Origin of the sequence: Ancylobacter sp. G4_0304 (assembly GCF_047501495.1) — a bacterium.
In the GTDB taxonomy this organism is placed as follows: Bacteria; Pseudomonadota; Alphaproteobacteria; order Rhizobiales; family Xanthobacteraceae; genus Ancylobacter.
This window is the reverse complement of sequence record NZ_JAZDRM010000023.1, coordinates 15816-37564: the sequence shown is the minus strand read 5'-3', so window position 1 is coordinate 37564 and position 21749 is coordinate 15816. Positions and strand designations below refer to the sequence as shown.

At 66.4% G+C, this 21749-nt stretch carries 19 protein-coding genes; 7 read left to right on the top strand and 12 right to left on the bottom strand.

Features of this window, described 5'->3' with window-relative positions:
* Positions 1-8 precede the first annotated feature (8 nt).
* Positions 9-1115 (top strand): DUF2336 domain-containing protein, encoded by a 1107-nt coding sequence (locus VRZ77_RS14175; RefSeq protein WP_414593288.1) that lies wholly within the window; start codon positions 9-11, stop codon positions 1113-1115.
* Positions 1116-1126: 11 nt separating this feature from the next.
* On the opposite strand, the gene VRZ77_RS14170 is transcribed toward VRZ77_RS14175, so the two are convergent.
* Complete coding sequence (locus VRZ77_RS14170) at positions 1127-1945, bottom strand: NAD kinase (protein WP_414593287.1); 819 nt, start codon at positions 1943-1945, stop codon at positions 1127-1129.
* Positions 1946-2006: 61 nt separating this feature from the next.
* Here VRZ77_RS14170 and cutA point away from each other — a divergent pair, with 61 nt between their 5' ends.
* A complete protein-coding gene (gene cutA / locus VRZ77_RS14165; RefSeq protein WP_414593286.1) occupies positions 2007-2312 on the top strand; it encodes a divalent-cation tolerance protein CutA in 306 nt (101 codons plus the stop codon).
* Position 2313: 1 nt separating this feature from the next.
* Here the strand turns inward: cutA and VRZ77_RS14160 are convergent, their stop codons facing one another.
* The 8 genes from VRZ77_RS14160 to VRZ77_RS14125 form a co-directional block, all read right to left on the bottom strand.
* A complete protein-coding gene (locus VRZ77_RS14160; protein WP_414593285.1) occupies positions 2314-2565 on the bottom strand; it encodes a DUF3297 family protein in 252 nt (83 codons plus the stop codon).
* Positions 2566-2650: 85 nt separating this feature from the next.
* Entirely contained in the window at positions 2651-2998 is a 348-nt protein-coding gene (locus tag VRZ77_RS14155; RefSeq protein ID WP_414593284.1) for a cupin domain-containing protein, read from the bottom strand.
* Between the two features lie 5 nt (positions 2999-3003).
* The gene (locus VRZ77_RS14150) at positions 3004-4002 is read right to left on the bottom strand and encodes an MBL fold metallo-hydrolase (RefSeq protein ID WP_414593283.1); all 999 of its coding nucleotides are present in this window, start codon (positions 4000-4002) and stop codon (positions 3004-3006) included.
* 100 nt (positions 4003-4102) lie between these two features.
* A complete protein-coding gene (locus VRZ77_RS14145) occupies positions 4103-4714 on the bottom strand; it encodes a hypothetical protein (RefSeq protein WP_414593282.1) in 612 nt (203 codons plus the stop codon).
* Entirely contained in the window at positions 4680-5480 is an 801-nt protein-coding gene (locus VRZ77_RS14140; protein WP_414593281.1) for an ABC transporter permease, read from the bottom strand. Before VRZ77_RS14140 ends, VRZ77_RS14145 begins: the two co-directional genes overlap by 35 nt.
* Positions 5477-6514, bottom strand: coding sequence for an ABC transporter permease (locus tag VRZ77_RS14135; RefSeq protein ID WP_414593280.1), 1038 nt, complete (start codon positions 6512-6514; stop codon positions 5477-5479). Before VRZ77_RS14135 ends, VRZ77_RS14140 begins: the two co-directional genes overlap by 4 nt.
* A gap of 89 nt (positions 6515-6603) precedes the next feature.
* Positions 6604-7680 (bottom strand): ABC transporter ATP-binding protein, encoded by a 1077-nt coding sequence (locus VRZ77_RS14130; RefSeq protein ID WP_414593327.1) that lies wholly within the window; start codon positions 7678-7680, stop codon positions 6604-6606.
* Between the two features lie 152 nt (positions 7681-7832).
* Positions 7833-8960, bottom strand: a complete 1128-nt coding sequence (locus VRZ77_RS14125; RefSeq protein ID WP_414593279.1) for an extracellular solute-binding protein — start codon at positions 8958-8960, stop codon at positions 7833-7835.
* A gap of 433 nt (positions 8961-9393) precedes the next feature.
* Here VRZ77_RS14125 and VRZ77_RS14120 point away from each other — a divergent pair, with 433 nt between their 5' ends.
* Together VRZ77_RS14120 and VRZ77_RS14115 are read left to right on the top strand one after the other, a co-directional pair.
* Positions 9394-10137, top strand: a complete 744-nt coding sequence (locus VRZ77_RS14120) for a TerC family protein (RefSeq protein WP_414593326.1) — start codon at positions 9394-9396, stop codon at positions 10135-10137.
* 127 nt (positions 10138-10264) lie between these two features.
* Positions 10265-10966, top strand: a complete 702-nt coding sequence (locus tag VRZ77_RS14115) for a sulfite oxidase-like oxidoreductase (protein WP_414593278.1) — start codon at positions 10265-10267, stop codon at positions 10964-10966.
* A gap of 90 nt (positions 10967-11056) precedes the next feature.
* Here the strand turns inward: VRZ77_RS14115 and VRZ77_RS14110 are convergent, their stop codons facing one another.
* Together VRZ77_RS14110 and speB are read right to left on the bottom strand one after the other, a co-directional pair.
* Entirely contained in the window at positions 11057-11821 is a 765-nt protein-coding gene (locus tag VRZ77_RS14110; protein ID WP_414593277.1) for a hypothetical protein, read from the bottom strand.
* A 175-nt stretch (positions 11822-11996) separates the two neighbouring features.
* Complete coding sequence (gene speB, locus VRZ77_RS14105) at positions 11997-13049, bottom strand: agmatinase (protein ID WP_414593276.1); 1053 nt, start codon at positions 13047-13049, stop codon at positions 11997-11999.
* 194 nt (positions 13050-13243) lie between these two features.
* Between speB and recA the strand changes: the two genes are divergently transcribed.
* The 3 genes from recA (at position 13244) to VRZ77_RS14090 (ending at position 20390) form a co-directional block, all read left to right on the top strand.
* The gene (recA, locus tag VRZ77_RS14100; RefSeq protein ID WP_414593275.1) at positions 13244-14317 is read left to right on the top strand and encodes a recombinase RecA; all 1074 of its coding nucleotides are present in this window, start codon (positions 13244-13246) and stop codon (positions 14315-14317) included.
* Positions 14318-14505: 188 nt separating this feature from the next.
* Entirely contained in the window at positions 14506-17160 is a 2655-nt protein-coding gene (gene alaS, locus VRZ77_RS14095; RefSeq protein ID WP_414593274.1) for an alanine--tRNA ligase, read from the top strand.
* A 1976-nt stretch (positions 17161-19136) separates the two neighbouring features.
* Entirely contained in the window at positions 19137-20390 is a 1254-nt protein-coding gene (locus VRZ77_RS14090; RefSeq protein WP_414593273.1) for a cyclic nucleotide-gated ion channel, read from the top strand.
* Between the two features lie 92 nt (positions 20391-20482).
* Here the strand turns inward: VRZ77_RS14090 and VRZ77_RS14085 are convergent, their stop codons facing one another.
* The gene (locus VRZ77_RS14085) at positions 20483-21694 is read right to left on the bottom strand and encodes an NADP-dependent isocitrate dehydrogenase (protein ID WP_414593272.1); all 1212 of its coding nucleotides are present in this window, start codon (positions 21692-21694) and stop codon (positions 20483-20485) included.
* Positions 21695-21749: the final 55 nt, after the last annotated feature.

Below are 21749 nucleotides of genomic sequence, written 5' to 3'. Positions count from 1 at the left end.
TGGCTGCCATGATCGTGCGTCAGTTTCTGCTCTGGGCCCGTACCGCTCCCGACGAGGTTCGCGCCCAGGCGGCCTCTGCGCTGGCGCGCGCCTATCTGCGTGCCGATCTCGGGGCGCGGGACCGCGCGGAGCTGGAAGAGGCGCTGCCGCTGATGATCGCCGACCCGGCCCCGCAGATGGCGCTGGCACTCGCGGAAGCGCTGTGCCGCCACCCGCTGGTGCCCGCCGACATCGTGCTCTCGCTTGCAGTGACCGAGGGCGATGCCGGGCTGATGATGCTGGCGCGCTCGCCGGTGCTGCATGAGCGCGAACTGATCGAACTGGTCGAGACCGGCTCCCCGGCCCGGCAGGCCGCGATCGCCAGCCGCGAGGGGCTGGCCGCGCCGGTGGCGGCGGCGATCGCCGAGGTGGGCCATGCCGCCGCCTGCCTGACGCTGGTGACCAACACCGATGCCGATATTCCCGGCTTCGCGCTCGCGCGCATCGTGGCGCGCTTCTGCCACCTGCCGGCGATGCGCGAGGCGCTGCTGGCGCGCCCCGGCCTGCCCGCCGCCGCGCATCACGCGCTGATCCGCGCGGTCGCCGGCGCGCTCACCGCCTTCGTCTCGGAACGCGACTGGATGGGAACGGCCGACGCGGCGCGGGTGGCGCGCGAGGCCTGCGAGCGCGCGACGCTGACCTGCGTCGACGGGCGCGAGGACGCCGATGTGCGCGGTCTGGTCGAGGAGATGTTCGAGAACGGCCAGCTCACCCCGGCGCTGGTGCTGCGCGCGCTGCTGTCCGGGCAGGTGCGGTTGTTCCTCGAAGCGGTGTCGGTGCTCTCAGGCCTGCCGACCGACCGTGTGGCGGCGCTGGCGGCCGACCGTTCGGGCGCCGCCTTCCGCGTGCTCTACGACCGGATCGGCCTGCCGCGCGGCGCCTATGTCGCCTTCCGCACCGCGCTGCAGGTGATGCAGGCCGAGAGCTATGTCGACGAGGGCGCTTCCGGGCTCAAGCGCCGCATCGTCGAGCGCGTGCTCGACCAATATGCCGGGCTCGGCGAGACGCAGGGCAGCGGCAAGCTGATCGAGGTGCTCCAGCGCTGGCAGGCCGAGGCGATCCGCGACGCGGCCTGACACGCGCGGCCTCAGTCGAACTGCTCGCGCAGGATGCGTTCCTCGATCGAGTGGTCGCGGTCGACCAGCATGATGAGCGTCGAGTTCCGATCGAGCCGCGCGCGGACGGCGACGGCGTTCAGCACCTGAAAATGATCCGCCGTGGCATTGACCGGGCGCTTTTCCGATTCCAGCACCGCGATATCGACCCGCACGCGGTCCGGCACCAGCGCACCGCGCCAGCGCCGCGGGCGGAAGGCCGAGATCGGCGTGACCGCCAGCAACGGCGTGCCGATCGGCAGGATCGGACCCTGGGCGGAGAGGTTGTAGGCCGTAGAGCCGGCCGGGGTCGCCACAAGGACGCCGTCACAGATCAGCTCCTCCATGCGCACCTTGCCGTCGATGGCGATGCGCAGCTTGGCGGCCTGGTAGGACTGACGGATCAGCGACACCTCGTTGATGGCGGGAGCGCGATGGGTGCGCCCGGAGGTGTCGGTGGCCTCCATCATCAGCGGGTGGATCACCACGCGCTGGGCGGCGGCGATGCGGGCCGGCAGGTCCTCCTGACGATAGGAATTCATCAGGAAGCCGACCGAGCCGCGATTCATGCCGTAGATCGGGATGCCGGTGTCGCGGAAACGGTGCAGCGTCTGCAGCATGAAGCCGTCGCCGCCGAGCGCCACCACGATGTCGGCATCCTCCGGCGCGACGTTTCCATAGCGCGCGACCAGCTCGGCGCGCGCCTCCACGGCATCGTTCGCCTCGCTCGCGACAAAGGCGATTCGGCCATATGCTGGTGCCTCGGGAGCGTCTGTCGCGGAAGCCGAGGCGGGACGGGCGACTTCGTTCATCGTGGACGGGCCCGATCGCGGGGTTTCGAGAATGGCGCCACATAACGGCGATGGCACGGTAATGATCTATACGACGTGGCCGAGCCCCGTCGAGGCCGAGGCCGCGGGCAGGGCCATCGTCGCCGACGGGCTGGCAGCCTGCGTCAATATACTGCCGGGAATGGTGTCGATCTATCGCTGGCAGGGCGAAATCGAGCGGGCGCAGGAAACCGTGATGCTGCTCAAGACCCGCGAGGACCTCGCCGAGGCGGTGGCGCAGGCGGTGCGCGCGCGCCATCCTTATGAGGTGCCCGCGATCCTGTTCCTTCCCGTCACCGGCGGCGACGGCGCGTATCTCGACTGGATCGAGGCGGAGACCGAGGGTTAGCTCACCCCTCGGCGTCGCGCAGATAGGGCTCGACCGGGCCCTTGAGCTTGACCGTCATCGGATTACCGGCGCGGTCCTTGGCCTTGCCGACCGAGACGCGGACCCAGCCCTCGCTGACGCAATATTCCTCGACATTGGTCTTCTCGACGCCCTTGAAGCGGATGCCGACGCCGCGCGCGAGAAGCTCCTCGTCGTAATAGGGGCTCGTCGGGTCGCTGGAGAGGCGGTCGGGCAGGGCAGCGCTATCGGTCATGGCATCCTCGAAGGCGAAAGAAGTGGGCGGCACACATAGCCCCAAGCTATCGCCGTGCCAATCGCCAGCCTGCCAATCGCCACCCTCAGCTCTCGTCGAACCATACGGCGAGCCAGACGGTGGGTACGCCGGCCGCCGTGGCGTCGACCCGGTGGCGGCGACGCGGGGCGATGAGGAGGTGATCGCCCGGCCGGAGGCGGCGCGCCGCGTCCTCGTCCTCAAAGCGCAGCCGCGCCTCGCCGCTGACCAGCAGCACCCATTCCGCCTGCGCCTGCTCGTACCAGAAGCCGGGCGGGCTCGACTGGCCCTGCGAGACGATGCGCTCGATGCGCAGGTTCGGGCGCGCCAGGATCTCCTGGAAATGCTCGTCGTCCGCCGGAAGGCTGGCGAGGCCGGCAAACAGGTTTCCGGCGCCGGTCTTGTTGTCGTCCACGGCGCTCAGAGGACGGGGTTCCAGGGGGCGGGCACCAGCCGATAGCCATTCCCGGCCTTCTCGACGAAGCCTGTGGCGGGGAAGAAGAAATGATAGCCGGTGAGCTGCATGCGCTCGGCCGCCAGCATGTCGTAGACCTTGCGGCGGGTCTCGACCGCCTTGGCGGCGTCCATGTCGAAGGTGACCTGCCATTCCGGGTTCGGCACGAACAGCGCGGGGGTGTTGGTGATGTCGGACTGGACGAACAGCTTGGCATCGCCAGAGGCGACGACATAGGCGGTGTGGCCGGGCGTATGGCCGGCGGCGTTCACCGAGGTGATGCCGGGGGCGATCTCCTTGTCCCACTCATAGGGTTTCACCCGGCTGTCGGTGTGCTTGAACACCTTGCGCACATTGGCGAAGGCACCCTTCATCGCCTCGGGGGCGCGGCTCATCTGGCCCTCGTCCATCCAGAACGCCCATTCCGGCGCGGGCACGAGGATTTCGGCGTTCGGGAAGGCGAGCGAACCGTCCTCGGCGCGCAGTCCGTTGATGTGGTCGCCGTGGAAATGCGAAATGACCACGGTGTCGATGTCCGCCGGCTTCACCCCGGCCCAGGCGAGATTGGCCATCAGCTTGCCGACCGTCGCATTGGCCGCCTGCGGGCCGTTGCCGGTGTCGATCAGCACCCGCTTGCCGCCGGTGTTCAGCAGCATCGGGTTGAACTGGATGGTCATCTGGTCCTTCGGCAGGAAGGCCGCCTGCAGCGCGCCGTTGACCTCATCGCGGCTGGCATTCTTCACGAAGCCGTCGGCCAGCGGGAAACTGCGCGCGCCATCATTGATCGCGGTGATCTCGATATCGCCGATCTTGTAGCGGTAGAGGCCCGGAACCTGCGTCCCGGAGCCGGTCTGCGCCTGCGCCGCGCCGGGCGCGCCGACCAGTGCCGACAAAGCCGGCGCGCCGGCGAGGAGGGGCAGGCTGGCGGCACCGGCGAGAAGTCCGCGGCGGGTGATGTCGGTCATCGCTACCTCCATAAGGCGGTCGAAAAGCAGGGTGACCAAAGCTAGAGGGGCCATGTCGCATGGTCACGACATGGCCCTTTCACGTTCGGGTGAGGGGGCTTCAGAAGTGATACTGGTAGCCGAGCCCAAAGAGGTTGTCCGCGACCTTTCCCTCGTCCCATTCGCGCAAATAGTTGAGCGAAATGGAATTATTGTCGTCGATCCGGAAGCCGAGCGCCGAGCCGAGGGCGGGCGTCTCGAACTCATAGTCGGTGTTGAAGGCATTTCGGTAACGAAACGTCACAACAGACCATGTTACCGCCGGCATGATTTTCCAGTCCACCGCGCCATGCAACGAGTAATAAGGAAAATCGGTGGAGGTATTCTGTGCGCGGCTGCCGATCGACGCGATGCCGACAACCGAGAGAACATCCGAAAACTCGTAGCGGTATCCGAGGCCGATCTGCGAGTTCAGATGCCATGTATTGCTGTTCGACACATCGAAATACGTCATCGATGCGTCGAGGATCAGCTTGTTGTCGAAGACATGGGAATAAGATACGCCCGTGACTGTCGATACGCTCTTGTTGAAGTCATGTGGATCGCGCTGACTGGCGATCGAGACGCCGAAGACGTTGTTCTGAGCAAAGGACGGACTGGATATTAAAATCCCCGCAGAAACCAGTCCAAGGTAGAGGCTATTGTGGACGCTTTTTCCCTTTAAAGCAGACATAGAGGGTCGCGGCTCCCAGCGTTAACACGACAAATATCACCCCCACCACGTTTATGACGGGCGAGAGGCCGAATCGCAACCGCGATGCGATTTCCGTCACCAGCGTCCACTCGCCGCCAATGGCGAAGACGGTGGTGTTATAGTTCTCGAAGGATTGCAGGAAGGCGACCACCGCCGCCGTGAAGGCGGTCGGCGCGAGGAAGGGCAGGGTGATGCGGCGGAACACCAGCGTGTGGCTGGCGCCGAGATCGAGCGCAGCCTCTTCCAGCGTGCGGTCCTGCCGCTGCAGGCGGGCAAGGAACAGCAGCATGGCGTAGGAGGCAATGAAGCTGGACTGCGCCATCACCGCCACGAACAGCCCGCCGGGCACGCCGAATTCGCGCCAGAAGATCAGGCTGGAAATGCCGAGGATGATGCCGGGCGTCAGCACCGGCGAGACCAGCACCGAATAGAGGAAGGTGCCGGAGCGCTCCGACAGCCGGGTGAGGATCAGCGCGCCGGCAAGGCCGGCCGGGATCGACACCGCGATCACGCCCAGCGCCACGATCACCGAGTTCACCAGCCCCTGCAACAGGCGCTGGTCATGGGCGAGCGCGACGAACCATTCCAGCGTGAAGCCCTGCCACTGCGTGACCGAGGGGTAGGGATAGGCGTTGAACGCCGCCGCCGACATCACCGCCAGCGGCAGGAACAGATAGAGGCAGAACAGCCCGACATAGACGTTCAGCACCAGACGGGCGGTGGGGCTCTCGGTCGCGGTGCTCATTTCGCGATGTCCCTCAAACCCACGCCGAACAGGCGCATCATGATGAGGATGAAGGCCGTGCACACCACCAGCAGCGACACCGCATAGGCCGAACCCATGTTCCAGTTGTTGCTCTCGTAGAACTGGCGGTAGACGAGCTGGCTGAACCAGTCGCCGCCCTGGCCGCGCGTCATGATCACCGGCACCGAATAGGAACCGGCCGAGAGCATGAAGGTCATGATGCAGCCGACGGCGATGCCCGGCTTGGCGTGCGGGATGATCACGCGGCGATGGATGCGCCAGGTGGAGGCGCCGAGGTCGCGGGCGGCTTCGATCTGGTTGCGGTCCAGCGTCTCCAGCGTGTTCACCATCGGGAACACCATGAACAGCACATAGGTGTAGATCATCGCCAGGAAGACGGCGGAGGGGTTTTCGAGGAACGGAATCCACTCGCGCGCGTCGAGGTCGATGAAGCCGGCCCAGGCCAGCAGGCCGTTGATGACGCCGCGATAGTCCAGGATCATCAGCCAGGCATAGACCCGCAGCAATTCGTTGATCGCATAGGGCACGATCAGCGCCACGGTGAGGATCACCGCCTTGCGCGGCCCGCTCGCCAGCGCCACCGAATAGGCGATGGGGTAGCACACCACGAAGGCCAGCAGCGTCACCAGCAGCGCGTAGAAGATGGTGCGCACGAAGATATAGAAATGCAGCCCGCTCATGCGGGTGAAGTTGGCGAAGCCGTAGGTCTTGGGCGGGTCCTTCTCCTGCGCCTCCAGCGTCGCGATCTCGGCGCGCTTGGCGTCCAGCGTCGTTTCGATGGCGGCGCGCTTGGACGGGTCGGTCGCGCTATTGGCGTCGAGCTCGATCACCGCGATCTCATTATAGAGCCGGTCGATGCTGAGCGTGATGTCGCCCTTCGAGTCCTTCCACCACAGCGACTGCTCCAGCATGGCGCCGATCGGCACCACGATCAGCACCAGCACCCAGGTGACGGTGATGGCGCAGATCAGCGCCGCGAGGAACTTGCCATAGGCGCGCGCGAGGCTAGCCATGACGCGATCTCCTCCTCGCGCCATGGCTAGCGATATTCGCCAACGGGTCTTCTTCACGCGAACCGGCTGCCACTTCGCTTGAAAACACTTCAGCCATTGGCGAGGGCTCCTTGCGCGAACACCAGCGCGTCGTCGCGCCCGAAGGACAGCACGATGTCCTCCGACAGCTCGCGCACCGCCGGGCCGTTGGGCACGGTGACGGTGATGTGCTGGCCGGCGGCCTCGCAGTCGAGATTGACCGACGGGCCTTCGAGGTGGCGGGCGACGAGCTTGGCCGGCACGGTGTTGCCGCCGTTTCCGCCGAGCGTGATGCGCTCCGGCCGCACCATCACCAGCGCCTCCGCGCCCGCCGCCACCGGCGCGCGCAGCACGCCCTCGATGCGGCCGAGCGGGGTCTCCACCGTCGCCACGCCGTCGACGGTGCGCATCAGCGTGCCGCGCAGCACGTTCTGCTCGCCGACGAAGGTCGCGACGAAGGGGGTGGCGGGCTCGGCATAGAGCTGGTCGGCGGTCGCGACCTGCTCCAACCGGCCACGGCTCATCACCGCGACGCGGTCCGACATGGCGAGCGCCTCGCCCTGGTCGTGGGTGATGTAGATGAAGGTGATGCCGACGCGGCGCTGGATGGCGCGCAGCTCGGTGCGCATATGCTGGCGCAGCTTGAGGTCGAGCGCGGAGAGCGGTTCGTCCAGCAGCAGCACGGAAGGCTCGACCGCGAGCGCGCGGGCGATGGCGACGCGCTGGCGCTGACCGCCGGATAGGTCGGACGGCTTCTTGTCGCCATAGCCGCCGAGAGCGACCAGATCGAGCAACTCCTGCGCGCGCTTCAGCCGGTCGGCCTTGGAGACGCCGCGCGCCTCCAGCCCGAAGGCGACGTTCTCGGCGACGCTCATCAGCGGGAACAGGGCGAGGTTCTGGAAGATCAGCGCGGTGGGACGCTGGTTCGGACCCTTGCCCGCCATGTCCGCGCCGCCGATCAACACGCGGCCCTCGGTCGGCTCGATGAAGCCGGAAATGGCGCGCAGGATCGTGGTCTTGCCGCAGCCGGAGGGGCCGAGGATCGAGAAGAACTCGCCGGCCTCGATGGTGAGATCGAGCGGCTGAACGGCGGTGGCGTCGCCGAAGCGGATCATCACCCTGTCGAGACGTACGTCCTTGCCGCGCATGGATGGACCATCAGCCGCGATGTGAGGAGACATGGCCGGGCGGTTCCCCGGCCATCCATGTTCCCGCGGGCCTCGGGAGCGCCATGGATCCCCGGGACACGCCCGGGGATGAGGTTGCAGGCAGGAAGGCCCGGGCATGCCGGGCCGCGCGATCAGCTGTTGGTGAGCTTCTCGACGAACTCCGAGCGCAGCTTGGCGTAGAAGTCGGTCTGCATCGGCCACCAGAACAGGTTGTCGATGGTGCCGGCCGGGTAAGCGGCCTCGAAGGCCGAGCGCGCTTCCGCCGAGAGGAAGTTCTCGGCCTTCACGGCGCAGCTGTTGTAGCCCGTGGTGTTGGCGAACACGGCGCCGACTTCCGGCTGGTACAGGAAGTTGGCGAAGGCATAGGCCTGATCGAGATTGGCCGCGCCCGAGGGAATCGCCAGCGTGTCGGTCCAGGCGAGGCCGCCTTCCTTGGGCATGCCGTACTTCCAGTTCGGGCTGGTCTTGCGGCCGAGCATGATGCCCGTGGTGTCCCAGGTCTGGCCGATGGTGCAGCCGGCGTCGGTGAAGGCGGCTGTCGCCTCCGTCGCGTTATTCCAGTACGCGCCGATATTGCCCTTATGTTCCAGGATGAACTTCAGGCAGCCCTCGAACACGCGGCGGCTCTCGGCTTCCGACTTGTAGAGGTCGAGGCCGCGGTTGCTCTTGAGCGTGCCGTTGGCGTCGAGATAGAGCGCCACGCCGTTGAACACCGACTTCTGGCGGATGGCGGTCTGCTTGGGGTGGTCGGCGAGCCACATGTCGCCATAGGAAATCTCACCCGACACCTTGCCGGGGAACTTGGTGGAATCCCAGGTAATGCCTTCCGTGCCCCAGTCGAAGGGAACGAGGTAGCGCTTGCCGCGATGGGCGGCGCCGAGCGTCAGCGAGTTGCGGTAGATCGAGGGGATGACCTGCGCCGACTTGAACTTGGCCTCGTCGATCGGCTGCAGCAGGTTGTCCTTGTAGTAGTTCGGGCCGGTGTCGACCGAGGGGAACAGGATGTCGAAGCCCTTGCCGCCAGCGGCGCGCAGCTTGTTCTCGGCCTCCTCGTTGGAGCCGTAGGTCGACAGGTTCACCTTGATGCCCGTGGCATTGGTGAAGTCGGCGAGGATGGTGTTCTTGTCGAAATAGTCGCCCCAGGCATAGACGGCGACCGAGCCGGAGCTGGCCAGCGCGTCATGGGCGCGAAGAACGGCGGGAGCGGCGAGCGCGAAGGCACCGGCCTTCATGATGTCGCGGCGGGAAAAACGGGTCATTCTAACCTCCCAGGGGCCCCAAGGGCGAAACCGCGTCCGCTGTAGTTCGGGGCGATGAACGAACGATGACACGCTCCCGCGAGCCTAGAAAGCGTCCGTCGCACACAAACAGTGGACTTGTCGTATCTGTTCAAAACCGCCCGAGCGGCCGGTTCGGCTCGCGGGCTCGGGTGCGACAATCTGTCATGGCCCGAGGCAGCTGGAAAGAAGCCGGCTCTGTTCTAAATTCCGCCTACCCGATGATCCGGGCCCCTCTGACGCGAGCCATGCCGGCGATCGCGTGATGTCGGATCGATTTCCGACGTCATGCCGGCTGGAGAACCGTGTCCGATGCTACCGCAGCACCGTAAATTTGCCTGTGCCCTAGGGGAACCGACGTTCCCTGCCTCCGTTCGTCCGTGTATCTGATAAGCGCGGGGGAGGGACACTCATGATGGATTATCTGCTGCAACTTGCCGCCAGCCCCGAAGCCTGGGCGGCGCTGATCACCCTGATGGCCATGGAAGTCGTGCTCGGCATCGACAACCTGCTGTTCATCTCGATTCTCACCAACAAGCTGCCGGAAGACATTCGCCCGCGCGCGCGGCGCATCGGCATCGGGCTCGCGCTGATCATGCGCCTCGGCCTGCTGTCGACGGTCGCGATCATCGTGCAGCTGGTGCACCCGGTGTTCTCGGTGTTCGGCCACGCCTTCTCGTGGCGCGACCTGATCCTGATCGCCGGCGGCCTGTTCCTGGTGTGGAAGGCGACCAAGGAAATCCATCACGCGATGGCGCCCCATGAAGAGCAGGAAGCGGCGCTCGGTGGCACGCTGCAGATGACCTTCAGCGCGGCGATCGTGCAGATCCTGATCCTCGACCTGGTGTTCTCGGTCGACAGCATCATCACCGCCGTCGGCATGACCGAGCATATTCCGATCATGGTGATCGCGGTCATCGTGGCGGTGCTCACCATGCTGCTGGCCGCCGGCCCGCTTGCCAACTTCATCAATCGCAACCCGTCGATCGTGATGCTGGCTCTGGGCTTCCTGCTGCTGATCGGCACCACGCTGATCGCGGAAGGCTTCGGCGCCCACGTCTCGAAGGGCTACATCTACACCGCCATGGCGTTCTCCGCCGGCGTCGAGGCGCTGAACATGATGGTGCGCCGCCGCCGTCCGGCCGGCAGCGGCCACTGACGAACCGGGACGGCGGGCCTCGTGCCCGCCGTTTCTCTTTCTCGCGACGCCGCAGGCGTGCGATCCTCGAAGCCGGAATGGCGCGGCGATGTTATCATCGCCTCACCGTCTGCCCGAGGAGCCAGCGATGACTGACGAGCCCAAACCGCGCGTGCCCGACGACCTTGCCGGCGGCGACCTGCCCCCGGACAGCAAGCTCACCCGCACCAAGCGCGCCTGGGCACAGGCCGGAAAGTTCCTGACCGGCAAGGTGACCCGCGCCGACGATGAGCGCCTGCCACCCGGCCAGCATCTGGTCAAGGATTGGCCGGTGCTCGACCTCGGCCTCCAGCCGGAAATCCCGCTTCACCACTGGCGCTTCGACGTGACCGGGGCCGTGGAAAATCCGATCTCCTGGGACTGGCCGACCTTCCTCTCCCATGCGCAGACGCAACTGGTGACCGACATACACTGCGTCACCACCTGGTCGCGCTACGATAATCGCTGGGACGGGCTGCTGGTGCGCGACCTGCTCGACATGGTGATGCCGAAGGATGGCGCGAGCCACGTCATGCTGCACAGCTTCGACGGCTACACCACCAATCTCGCGCTGGAGGATTTCGCGGCCGAGGACGCCATGCTGGTGCATCGCTGGGAGGGCGAGGCGCTCACCGTCGCCCATGGCGGGCCGATGCGCCTCGTGGTGCCGCATCTCTATTTCTGGAAGAGCGCCAAATGGCTGCAGCGGATCGAGTTCCGCACCTCCGACAAGCGCGGCTTCTGGGAGGAGAACGGCTATCACAACCACGCCGACCCATGGAAGGAAGAGCGCTACTCCGCCGACGAGTGAGCGGGCCTATGCGCCGCCGACGAAATGAAAAAGCCGGGCAACGTGCCCGGCTTTTTTTGAGATGGCGCCGCACGACGCGAAAGGCGCGGCTCAGCGCGGACGCATCGCCCCGGCGCGCAGGAAGGACGGCGGCGGGGTCTGCGACAGACGTGACGGCGGCTCGGCAGCCGGCTTGCGCAGGTTGGAAGCCGGCTGCGGGGCAGGGGCCGAAGACCGGGCACCGTTCACCGGACGGGCGTCGGCGCCGGGCTTCGGCGCCGTAGTTCCCCCCGCCGAACGGGCGGCAAGTCCCGGAAGCTGCGCCTTGGCGAGCTGCGAGCCCTTGGCGAGCTGCGCGGTGCGCGGCAGGTCCGGGGCCGGCGGCGCGGCGCGCGAGGAAGAGGGGTTGATGGAAAGCTCGCGGCGGAGCTTCGCCCAGGTTTCCGCCAGCGCGGACGGGTCCCAGCTCGGCTCGGCGTCGTCGATCTGCCAGCTTTCCGAGGTGGCCGGCGGCGGGCTGCTACGCTTGGCTTCCGGCGCGGTCTCGCGCGCCACGGCCGGAGCCGGCTCGGCATGGGCCGAGGGCTGGGCAACAGGCTGGGCTGCTTCTGCCGGCGCGACCAGCGCGGCGGGCTGCGCATGAACCTGAGCCTGCTGAGCGGCGACGGCCTGAGGCGCGGCGACAACCGGCTGGAACGCGATCTTCACGCCCCACTTCCCGGTTTCCCATTCATTGATCGCCCACATCAGCGCGGCACCGATACCCGCACCCGCCGCGACATCCGTGAGCGTGACGCCGGGAACGATCGCGAGATACAGCGCACACAGCGCCGCGACCCCGATATAGCACGCAGGCGCACGCCATTTGGATTGCATGTCTCGATTCCCAGCCAATTTTTCTCAGCATAGCTGATTCGTGGGAATCTCAACGCGTTAGACGAGAGAAACCATGCAAAAAACCTTGACCGCAAAGTGCTCGCGAATCGAATTCGAGAACCCTTCAAAGGTTAATTGAAGGTTAATATTTCAGGACGGTGCGCCCACACCACCCTCAGCCGCCGCGCCGCGCCTTCATCGCCGTCACCGCCATGCAGAACAGTTCGAACAGCACCTGCGCGGCGGCGTGGGCCGTGTTTGAGGTGGCGTCATATTGGGGCGCGACTTCAACCACGTCGCCACCAATTACATCCAGCCCATTGAGCCCGCGCAGGATTTCCAGAACCTCGCGCGAGGTCAGCCCGCCGATCTCCGGCGTCCCGGTGCCGGGCGCGAAGGCGGGATCGAGGCTGTCGACGTCGAATGAGACATAGACCGGCCCGGTGCCGAGCACCTGCCTCGCCTTTTCAATGATCGCGGGAATGCCCATGCCGGTGACCTCCTCGGCGTGGATCACCGTCATGCCGCTCTCATAGGAGAACTCCCACAGGAACTCCGCCCCGCCGCGAATACCGATCTGGATGGTGCGCTCCGGGTCGAGCGTGCCGTCCAGCACCGCCTGGCGGAACGGCCCGCCATGATGGAACTTCGACCCCTCATAGACGCCGCTGGTGTCGCAATGGGCGTCGATGTGCAGCATGCCGACCGGCCGCGTCTCGCCGACCGCCTTGAGGATCGAGCCGGTGATGGAGTGATCGCCGCCGACGCTGAGCGGGATCACCCCGGCCGCGACGATCTTGCGGTAGAACGCCTCGATATCGGCGTGGCAGCTCTCCAGGCTGAAGCGGCTGGCGAAGGGCACGTCGCCAATATCGGCGATCCTCGCCTCGGCCGCCGGCACCATGCCGAGCACATGCTCATAAGGCCCGATGCGCTCGATCGCCCGCACCGCGCGCGGCCCGAGCCGGGCGCCGGCGCGGTTGGTGACGCCGAGGTCCATCGGCACGCCGACCAGCGCCATGTCGAGCCCGCCGAAATCCCGCGCGTCCTGCAACTCCGGGCGATAGGGCGCGCCGAGCAGCGTGGCGGCATTGGCCCAGGGCCACACGCGCCGGTCGCCCTTGAACTGAAGCTCGGCCACCCGCTTGAAGGCGGAATCGTAGATCACCGAGCCGGAGACGTCGGCATATTTCGCCCGCAGCCGGGCCAGCTTTTCATCATTCGACATGGGTGCTCTCGCAGAGGACGGCGGCCGGCGGGGCCATCGCAGAGTGGTAGCGCGGATTTCGCTGACGAACGAGCCCGACATTCTGCCTGATTCAAAAAGAACAGATTGCGAACATGGAACAAAACATGTACGTTCAATCATCCTCAGCCCGACAAATCCATTGGCACCCCTTGCGTGCAACCCGGAGCCCGGCAATGACTCAATCCACGTTGCGACTCGTCGAAGGAACTTCAATGGACAAGACCAAGGCGCTGGATGCCGCGCTGAGCCAGATCGAACGGGCCTTCGGCAAGGGCTCGATCATGCGGCTCGGCAAGAACGACAAGGTGCTCGAGATCGAGACCGTGTCGACCGGCTCACTCGGCCTTGATATCGCGCTGGGCGTCGGCGGCCTGCCGCGCGGCCGCGTGGTGGAAATCTTCGGGCCGGAATCCTCGGGCAAGACCACGCTGGCGCTCCACACCATCGCGGAAGCGCAGAAGAAGGGCGGGGTGTGCGCCTTCATCGACGCCGAGCACGCGCTCGACCCGATCTATGCGCGCAAGCTCGGCGTGGACCTCGACAGTCTGCTGATCTCGCAGCCGGACGCTGGCGAGCAGGCGCTGGAAATCGCCGATACGCTGGTGCGCTCCGGTGCGGTCGACGTGCTGGTGGTGGATTCGGTGGCGGCGCTGACCCCGCGCGCCGAACTCGACGGCGAGATGGGCGATTCCCAGCCCGGCATGCAGGCGCGGCTGATGAGCCAGGCGCTGCGCAAGCTCACCGCCTCGATCAGCCGTTCCAATACCATGGTGATTTTCATCAACCAGATCCGCATGAAGATCGGCGTGATGTATGGCAGCCCGGAGACGACTACGGGCGGCAATGCGCTGAAATTCTACGCCTCGGTCCGCCTCGACATTCGCCGCATCGGCTCGATCAAGGAGCGCGACGAGGTGGTAGGCAACCAGACCCGCGTGAAGGTGGTCAAGAACAAGCTGGCGCCGCCCTTCAAGCAGGTCGAGTTCGACATCATGTATGGCGAGGGCGTCTCCAAGATGGGCGAACTGATCGATCTCGGCATCAAGGCCGGGGTGGTCGAGAAGTCGGGCGCCTGGTTCTCCCACGACAATCAGCGCCTGGGGCAGGGGCGCGAGAACGCCAAGAACTTCCTGCGCCAGAACCCGGAAGTGGCCAATCGCATCGAGGCGACGATCCGGCAGAATGCCGGCCTGATCGCCGAGCAGATTCTGGCCGGTTCCGGCGACGCGGAAGACGAGGCGGAGTGAGCTTCCGCGAGGCCCCGGGCGGACGAATGAGCGGGTCCGCGCGTCACGGCATGGCCGGCATTCGGTACCCCCGGCAAGCCGTCGGGAAGCGTTCTGGACAAGCCATTTGAGCGCCGTTAGAACCGGGGGCGCGCGTTTGGGCGCGTCCCGGCGGCAGCGCCGGCTGTTTGGAGTTGGCGGACGAGTTCATGAGCGGCGTTAACGAGATACGTGCGACCTTTCTCGATTATTTTGCGAAGAACGGTCATCAGGTGGTCGATTCCTCGCCGCTTGTTCCGCGCAACGATCCGACATTGATGTTCACCAATGCCGGCATGGTGCAGTTCAAGAACGTTTTCACCGGCGTCGAGAAGCGGCCTTACCAGCGCGCGGCGACCTCGCAGAAATGCGTGCGCGCGGGCGGCAAGCACAACGACCTCGACAATGTCGGCTACACGGCCCGTCATCACACCTTCTTTGAAATGCTGGGGAATTTCTCCTTCGGCGATTATTTCAAGGAAAATGCGATCGAGTTCGCCTGGAACCTGATCACCCGCGAATTCGAGCTGCCGGTCGACCGGCTCCTGGTCACCGTCTATCACGAGGACGACGAGGCGTTCTCCTTGTGGAAGCGCATCGCCGGGCTGCCGGACGAGAAGATCATCCGCATCGCGACCTCGGACAATTTCTGGCAGATGGGCGATACGGGCCCGTGCGGCCCGTGCTCGGAAATCTTCTTCGACCACGGCCCGCACATTCCCGGCGGCCCTCCCGGCTCGCCGGACGCGGATGGCGACCGCTTCATCGAGATCTGGAATCTCGTCTTCATGCAATTCGAGCAGCTTGCCGGCGGCGAGCGCGTGACCTTGCCCCGGCCCTCGATCGATACCGGCATGGGGCTGGAGCGCATCTCCGCGGTGCTGCAGGGCACGCACGACAATTACGAGATTGACCTGATGCGCGCCCTGATCGGCGCGGTCGAGGAAATGACCAATGTCGAGGCCAATGGCCCGCGCAAGGCCAGCCATCGCGTGATCGCCGACCATCTGCGCGCCGCGACCTTCCTGGTCGCCGACGGGGTGCTGCCCTCCAATGAAGGGCGCGGCTATGTGCTGCGCCGCATCATGCGCCGCGCCATGCGCCATGCCCAGCTTCTCGGCGCGCAGGATCCGCTGATGCACCGGCTGGTGCCGGTGCTGGTGCGCGAGATGGGCCGCGCCTATCCCGAGATCGTCCGCGCCGAGGCGCTCGTCACCGAGACGCTGCGCCTTGAGGAGACCCGCTTCCGCAAGACGCTGGAGCGCGGCCTGTCGATCCTCGAAACCGAGAGCGAGGGCCTGTCCTCCGGCGCCAAGTTCTCCGGCGAGACAGCATTCAAGCTCTACGACACCTATGGCTTCCCGCTCGATCTGACCGAGGACGCGCTGCGCGCCCGCGGCATCAGCGTCGACGAGACCGCGTTCAACGCCGCGATGGAGCGCCAGCGCGCCGATGCGCGCGCCTCGTGGGCCGGCTCGGGCGAGGCGGCGACCGATACGGTGTGGTTCGGCGTGCGCGAGGAGGTCGGCGCGACCGAATTCCTCGGCTACGAGACCGAGACCGCCGAGGGCGCGGTGACGGCGCTGGTGGCTGAAGGCGCCCGCGTCACTAAGCTGGGCGCGGGTTCGCGCGGCCTCGTGGTGCTGAACCAGACCCCATTCTATGGCGAATCCGGCGGCCAGGTCGGCGATACCGGGCGCATGAGCGGCGAGGATGGCCTGGGCGTGCGCGTGATCGGCACCCAGAAGAAGCTCGGCGACATCTTCGTTCACGAAGTCGAGGTGGAGAGCGGCACGCTCGCCATCGGCACGCCGCTGGCGCTCCAGGTCGATGCGGCTCGGCGCTCCGCGATTCGTGGCAATCACTCCGCCACCCATCTGCTGCACGAGGCGCTGCGCCGCGTGCTCGGCGATCATGTCGCCCAGAAGGGCTCGCTGGTGGCGCCGGACCGGCTGCGCTTCGATTTCAGCCACCCCAAGCCGCTGGCGGAAGATGAGCTCCAGCAGGTCGAGGATCTCGCCAACCGCATCGTGCTGCGCAACGAGCCGGTCGTCACCCGCCTGATGGCGGTGGATGAAGCGATTGAATCCGGCGCGCGCGCCCTGTTCGGCGAGAAATATGGCGAGGAGGTCCGCGTGGTCTCCATGGGCACCGGCCCGGAGAACGGCGCACCGTATTCGGTGGAACTGTGCGGCGGCACCCATGTCGCGCGCACCGGCGATATCGGGCTGGTCACCGTGCTCGGCGAGAGCGCGGTCGGGGCAGGTGTCCGCCGCATCGAGGCGATGACCGGGGATGCCGCGCGCCATCATCTCTCCGAGGAAAGCCGCGCGCTCCACGCCGCGGCGGGGCTGCTGAAGGCGCCGGTCGGCGATGTCGGCGAGCGCATTGCCACGCTGGTCGAGGAACGGCGCCGGCTGGAGCGCGAGCTCGGCGAGGTCAAGCGCCAACTGGCCTTCGGCGGCGGCGGGAGTTCCGCGGCCCCCGACATCGCGACGGTGAACGGTGTCAGCTTCCTGCCCATCGCGGTCACCGGCGTCGATGCCAAGGACATGAAGCCGATCGCCGACGAGGCCAAGAAGCGTGTGGGCTCCGGCGTCGTCGCCATCGTCAACACGGCGGCGGACGGCAAGGGCGTGCTGGTGGTCGGCGTGACCGCCGATCTCACCGGTCGCTTCGATGCGGTCGCGCTGGTCCGCCGCGGTGCCGAGGCGCTGGGCGGCAAGGGCGGCGGCGGTCGCCCCGACATGGCGCAGGCCGGCGGCCCGGATGGATCGCGAGCGGCGGAAGCCCTGGCCGCCGTGGAAAGCGCACTGGCCGGCTGACAGGCGCGCGAGCACCGGCTCGCGCGCGACGCGCGGCGTCACCGCTGGGAGTGCTGCGAAGGAGGTGCGGTCGGCGGCCCGCCCAACCGGCGCGGCGGCCGTGTCGAACAGGGGGATCGGCCCCTACTATACTGACGGGCGGCGAGACCTGCCGGGACAGTTGCGACAGGACTTGCTGGCGCGCGTTCCAGCGTCACTTGTTAGCGCCTTGCCGGAAGCTCGATGCCCGCTGCGTTCCGCACGGAGGATGCGCTTCGCGCGGAACCGAAGGTACGGATCGCGCGGGTTGGCTGGATCTCGCCGCAGGATGTGTGACCCGGAGCTTGGACACCCGTTCTCCGGACGGCATTCCACTCGATTACCAGATGCCTTCGCCCGGGAGATCGGGCATCTACGTGGCGCATGTCCGATGGATGGGCGGCTGGACGGCGCTCGCTGACCATACGGTGGGCATCCCGGTCGGTCCGCGCGCAGTCGACCGATACCGTCACATTGCTCGCGGCTGAAGCGGTGAACGCTCGAAGGTTCGGCTGCGCCGGCCGATGCCTGAACACGGACATGATTGTGCGGCGGGGGCGACCTTAGATGTGGTGAGTACCCGGCACATTGCCGGATGGCCCGTTGGACAGCTGAGCGTGGACATCGACGCCGCTTCGGCAATGGCCTCTGATGTTCGGCCGTGTGTTCGGTGCGTGATGAGCGCGCTCACTATTGCCATCGAGATCGGCATCGTTGTTCGGCGCCGGGGGCGGTGAACGTGGAAGCCTAATGGCCGGATCATCCGGAACGCGGCGGCAGCGGGGTGGACGGCCGCGAGGCGGCGTTGCGTCCGGTCGGCGGCGTCGCAGGCTTGGTGTCTAATGTGGCGCAGGAGCCGTATGGCAATCGGTGCCTGGGGCTTGATCCGACTTTCCGCGTGGTGGCGCCGTCAGCGCCGGCGCCAGTAACAGGTCATAGACCGCGACGCGCGGCAGTTACTTAAGACCGAAGCGCCATCGAGATTGGGCTCATATCGGGTGCCGAGGACCGGTGAGCGTGGAAACATTATGGCCGGATCATCCGGAACGCGGCAGCAGCGGGGTGGACGGCCGCGAGGCGGCGCTGCGTCCGGTCGGCGGTCTCTCAGGCGTGGTGTCTAACGGGGCGGAACGGCCGTCATGACGATCCGCGGCTAGGATGCGAGTCGACTTCCGCGTGGTGGCCCCATCAGCGCCGGCACCAGTAGCAGGTCATAGACGTGACGCATTCCCACGTTGCCCGGCCGTACCGCCATCGCATTCAGCCTCCTCGTTGGGGGCCGGTTGCGGCGGGTACTGATCCGCATGGCCGGATCGTGCGGGCGGTGCGGGAGGTAGGTGGAAGCGGGAAGCGGCGAACATCTGGCGGGCGGCGAAAGTGAAGGTGCCGCCGACATAACGTGCGTGCGGCGGATTCGAGCCGATTGTCGGTGTGGTGGCGCTGTCAGTCCTAGGGCTGGTAGCAAGTTACAGGCCGCGAGGCATGACAGTCACTTAAGGCGAACCGCGATCGTTTTCCGCCTCCTATCCGGCAGCCAGGACAGCGGACGTGGAAGCGTGATGACCGGATCATCCGGACTCGGCGGCAGCGGGGCGGAGCGAGCGGGGGCCACCGCCGTGAAGCGGCGCCGCGTCCGGTCGGCGGTGTCTCAGGCGTGGTGACTAAGGTGGCGGAACGGCTGGCATGACCTTCCGAGCCTCGGATGCGAGGCGCCTTTTAGCGTGGTGGAGCCGTCATCGCCGGCACCAGTATCAGGTCATAGACTGCGACGCATTCCAGCGTTGCCCGGCGGAACTGCGTTCGCGATCGGCCTTCTTGTCCGGCGCTAGTAATGCCATGTATTGAACCGCATTGACCGGATCGTCCGGAAGGGGCGGGAGCCGGACGGCAGCGGGGCGCGGCGTGCGTCTGGCGGGCGGCGACGCAGGCGCGGTGGCGAAGGTGAGGGAGCGGCCGGCATGACAATGCGTGCCCCGGATTCGGGCTGGCTTTCGGCGTCGTGGCGGCGCCAGCAGCGCCGGCGCTGCTATCAGATACTGGAGCGCGACGCGGCGCAGGACCGCACGGCCGAAATCGTCAATCTCGGGCTCATCGCCCTCATCATCGCCAATGTGATCTTCGCGGTGCTGGAGACCGTGGAGAGCCTGCTGCTCCGCGAGATGATGCTGTTCCGTGCCTTCGAGATGTTCTCGCTGGTCGTCTTCGCGGTCGAGTATCTGGCGCGCATCTGGGTCGCGCCGGAAAACCCGCGCTATCGCGGATTATCGGCCGCGCGCGCGCGTTGGCTGCATTTCTGGACGCCGGTCGCGATCATCGACCTGCTGGCCTGGATGCCGTTCCTGATCTCGATGATGATGGGCATCAACCTGCGCACGCTGGCGATCCTGCGGCTGCTGCGCTTCATCAAGCTGGCGCGCTATTCGCCCGGCATGCAGTCGCTCCTCGAAGTGCTGCGCTCGGAGGCGCAGTCGCTCATGGCCTGCTTCTGGCTGCTGGCCGGCGCCGTGCTGCTCTCCGCCTCGGCGATGTATGTGGCGGAAGGCCATATCCAGCCCGAGCATCTGGGCTCGATCCCCGCCGCCATGTGGTGGTCGATGGCGACGGTGACCACGGTCGGCTATGGCGACGTCTACCCGGTCACGGTGCCGGGCCGCATCATCGCCGGGCTGACCATGCTGTCGGGCATCATCATGATCGCCCTGCCGGTCGGCATCATCGCGACCGCCTTTGTGGAGGTGATCAAGCGGCGCGATTTCATCATCACCTGGGGCATGGTCGCGCGCGTGCCGCTGTTCGCCGATCTCGACGCCGCGAGCATCGGGGAGATTCACCGCGCGCTGTCCGCCCATACCGCTCATCCCGGCGAGGTGATCGTGCGGCGCGGCGAGGAGGCGAGCTCGATGTATTTCATCGCCTCGGGCGAGGTGGAGCTCGAATTCGCCGACGAGATCGTGATGCTTTCGGAAGGCCAGTTCTTTGGCGAGATGGCGCTCCTGCATGTGTCGCGGCGCGCGGCGACGGCGCGGGCGCGCAAGCGTTCGATGCTGCTGGTGCTGGATTCCGCCGACCTCGCCGACATCATGCGGCGCCACCCGCAAATTCGCGCCAGCATCCAGGCGGTCGCGCGCGATGCCGACGGCCCGCAGCCCGTTGGCCGGCGCACCGATATCGCCGGCGACGAACTGCCCGACAGCGGCGCCGGCACCAGCTGAAAGACAAAGGGCCGGAAGCGATGCTCCCGGCCCAGGAAAAGTCTTTCGTCGAGGGCAGGCGACCCGGCCGCGAAGGGCGGCCGGTCGCGCCGTCAGCTCAGCGCCTTGCTGAGGTTCTCGGACACCTTGTCGAGGAAGCCGGTGGTGGAAAGCCACTTCTGGTCCGCGCCGACCAGCAGCGCCAGGTCCTTGGTCATGTAACCGCTCTCGACCGTGTCGACGCAGACCTTCTCCAGCGTGTTGGCGAAGGCGGCGAGGTCGGCATTGTTGTCGAGCTTGGCGCGATGAGCGAGGCCACGGGTCCAGGCGAAGATCGAGGCGATGGAGTTGGTCGAGGTCTCCTTGCCCTTCTGGTGCTCGCGGTAGTGGCGGGTGACGGTGCCGTGGGCGGCCTCGGCCTCGACGGTCTGGCCGTCGGGCGTCATCAGCACCGAGGTCATCAGGCCGAGCGAGCCGAAGCCCTGCGCCACGATGTCGGACTGCACGTCGCCGTCATAGTTCTTACAGGCCCAGACATAGCCGCCGGACCACTTCAGGGCGGAAGCGACCATGTCGTCGATCAGGCGGTGTTCGTACCAGATCTTCCGCTTCTCGAACTCAGCCTTGAATTCCTTGTCGTAGATCTCCTGGAAGATGTCCTTGAAGCGGCCGTCATACTGCTTGAGGATCGTGTTCTTCGTGGAGAGATAGACCGGATAGTTGCGCATCAGGCCGTAGTTCAGGGAGGCGCGGGCGAATTCGATGATCGATTCGTCGATGTTGTACATCGCCATGGCGACGCCGGAGCCGGGCGACTTGTAGACCTCGTGCTCGATCACCGCGCCGTCCTCGCCGACGAACTTGATGGTGAGCGTGCCCTTGCCGGGGAACTTGAAGTCGGTGGCGCGGTACTGGTCGCCGAAGGCATGGCGGCCGACGATGATCGGCTGGGTCCAGCCCGGAACGAGGCGCGGCACGTTCTTGGCGATGATCGGCTCGCGGAAGATCACACCGCCGAGGATGTTGCGGATCGTGCCGTTCGGCGAGCGCCACATCTTCTTGAGGTTGAATTCCTTCACGCGGGCCTCGTCGGGCGTGATGGTCGCGCATTTCACGCCCACGCCCACCCGCTTGATCGCCTCGGCGGCGTCGATCGTCACCTGGTCATCGGTGGCATCGCGGTTCTCGACGCTCAGATCATAATATTCGAGATCGATGTCGAGATAGGGATGGATCAGCTTGTCCTTGATGTACTGCCAGATGATGCGGGTCATCTCGTCGCCGTCGAGCTCGACGACCGGATTCGCGACCTTGATCTTCGCCATGGAATTCTAACCCTCGCACGGAACGGATGTCGTAATGGGCCGCGGCACCTTCCGC

What these genes read in the sequence shown, in the direction of transcription:
- VRZ77_RS14175 (WP_414593288.1), top strand. Translation starts at nt 9, where the DNA reads ATGATCGTGCGTCAGTTTCTGCTCTGGGCCCGTACCGCTCCCGACGAG.
- VRZ77_RS14170 (WP_414593287.1), bottom strand. Translation starts at nt 1,945, where the DNA reads ATGAACGAAGTCGCCCGTCCCGCCTCGGCTTCCGCGACAGACGCTCCC.
- cutA (WP_414593286.1), top strand. Translation starts at nt 2,007, where the DNA reads ATGATCTATACGACGTGGCCGAGCCCCGTCGAGGCCGAGGCCGCGGGC.
- VRZ77_RS14160 (WP_414593285.1), bottom strand. Translation starts at nt 2,565, where the DNA reads ATGACCGATAGCGCTGCCCTGCCCGACCGCCTCTCCAGCGACCCGACG.
- VRZ77_RS14150 (WP_414593283.1), bottom strand. Translation starts at nt 4,002, where the DNA reads ATGACCGACATCACCCGCCGCGGACTTCTCGCCGGTGCCGCCAGCCTG.
- VRZ77_RS14145 (WP_414593282.1), bottom strand. Translation starts at nt 4,714, where the DNA reads ATGTCTGCTTTAAAGGGAAAAAGCGTCCACAATAGCCTCTACCTTGGA.
- VRZ77_RS14140 (WP_414593281.1), bottom strand. Translation starts at nt 5,480, where the DNA reads ATGAGCACCGCGACCGAGAGCCCCACCGCCCGTCTGGTGCTGAACGTC.
- VRZ77_RS14135 (WP_414593280.1), bottom strand. Translation starts at nt 6,514, where the DNA reads ATGGCTAGCCTCGCGCGCGCCTATGGCAAGTTCCTCGCGGCGCTGATC.
- VRZ77_RS14130 (WP_414593327.1), bottom strand. Translation starts at nt 7,680, where the DNA reads ATGCGCGGCAAGGACGTACGTCTCGACAGGGTGATGATCCGCTTCGGC.
- VRZ77_RS14125 (WP_414593279.1), bottom strand. Translation starts at nt 8,960, where the DNA reads ATGACCCGTTTTTCCCGCCGCGACATCATGAAGGCCGGTGCCTTCGCG.
- VRZ77_RS14120 (WP_414593326.1), top strand. Translation starts at nt 9,394, where the DNA reads ATGGATTATCTGCTGCAACTTGCCGCCAGCCCCGAAGCCTGGGCGGCG.
- VRZ77_RS14115 (WP_414593278.1), top strand. Translation starts at nt 10,265, where the DNA reads ATGACTGACGAGCCCAAACCGCGCGTGCCCGACGACCTTGCCGGCGGC.
- VRZ77_RS14110 (WP_414593277.1), bottom strand. Translation starts at nt 11,821, where the DNA reads ATGCAATCCAAATGGCGTGCGCCTGCGTGCTATATCGGGGTCGCGGCG.
- speB (WP_414593276.1), bottom strand. Translation starts at nt 13,049, where the DNA reads ATGTCGAATGATGAAAAGCTGGCCCGGCTGCGGGCGAAATATGCCGAC.
- recA (WP_414593275.1), top strand. Translation starts at nt 13,244, where the DNA reads ATGACTCAATCCACGTTGCGACTCGTCGAAGGAACTTCAATGGACAAG.
- alaS (WP_414593274.1), top strand. Translation starts at nt 14,506, where the DNA reads ATGAGCGGCGTTAACGAGATACGTGCGACCTTTCTCGATTATTTTGCG.
- VRZ77_RS14090 (WP_414593273.1), top strand. Translation starts at nt 19,137, where the DNA reads ATGACAATGCGTGCCCCGGATTCGGGCTGGCTTTCGGCGTCGTGGCGG.
- VRZ77_RS14085 (WP_414593272.1), bottom strand. Translation starts at nt 21,694, where the DNA reads ATGGCGAAGATCAAGGTCGCGAATCCGGTCGTCGAGCTCGACGGCGAC.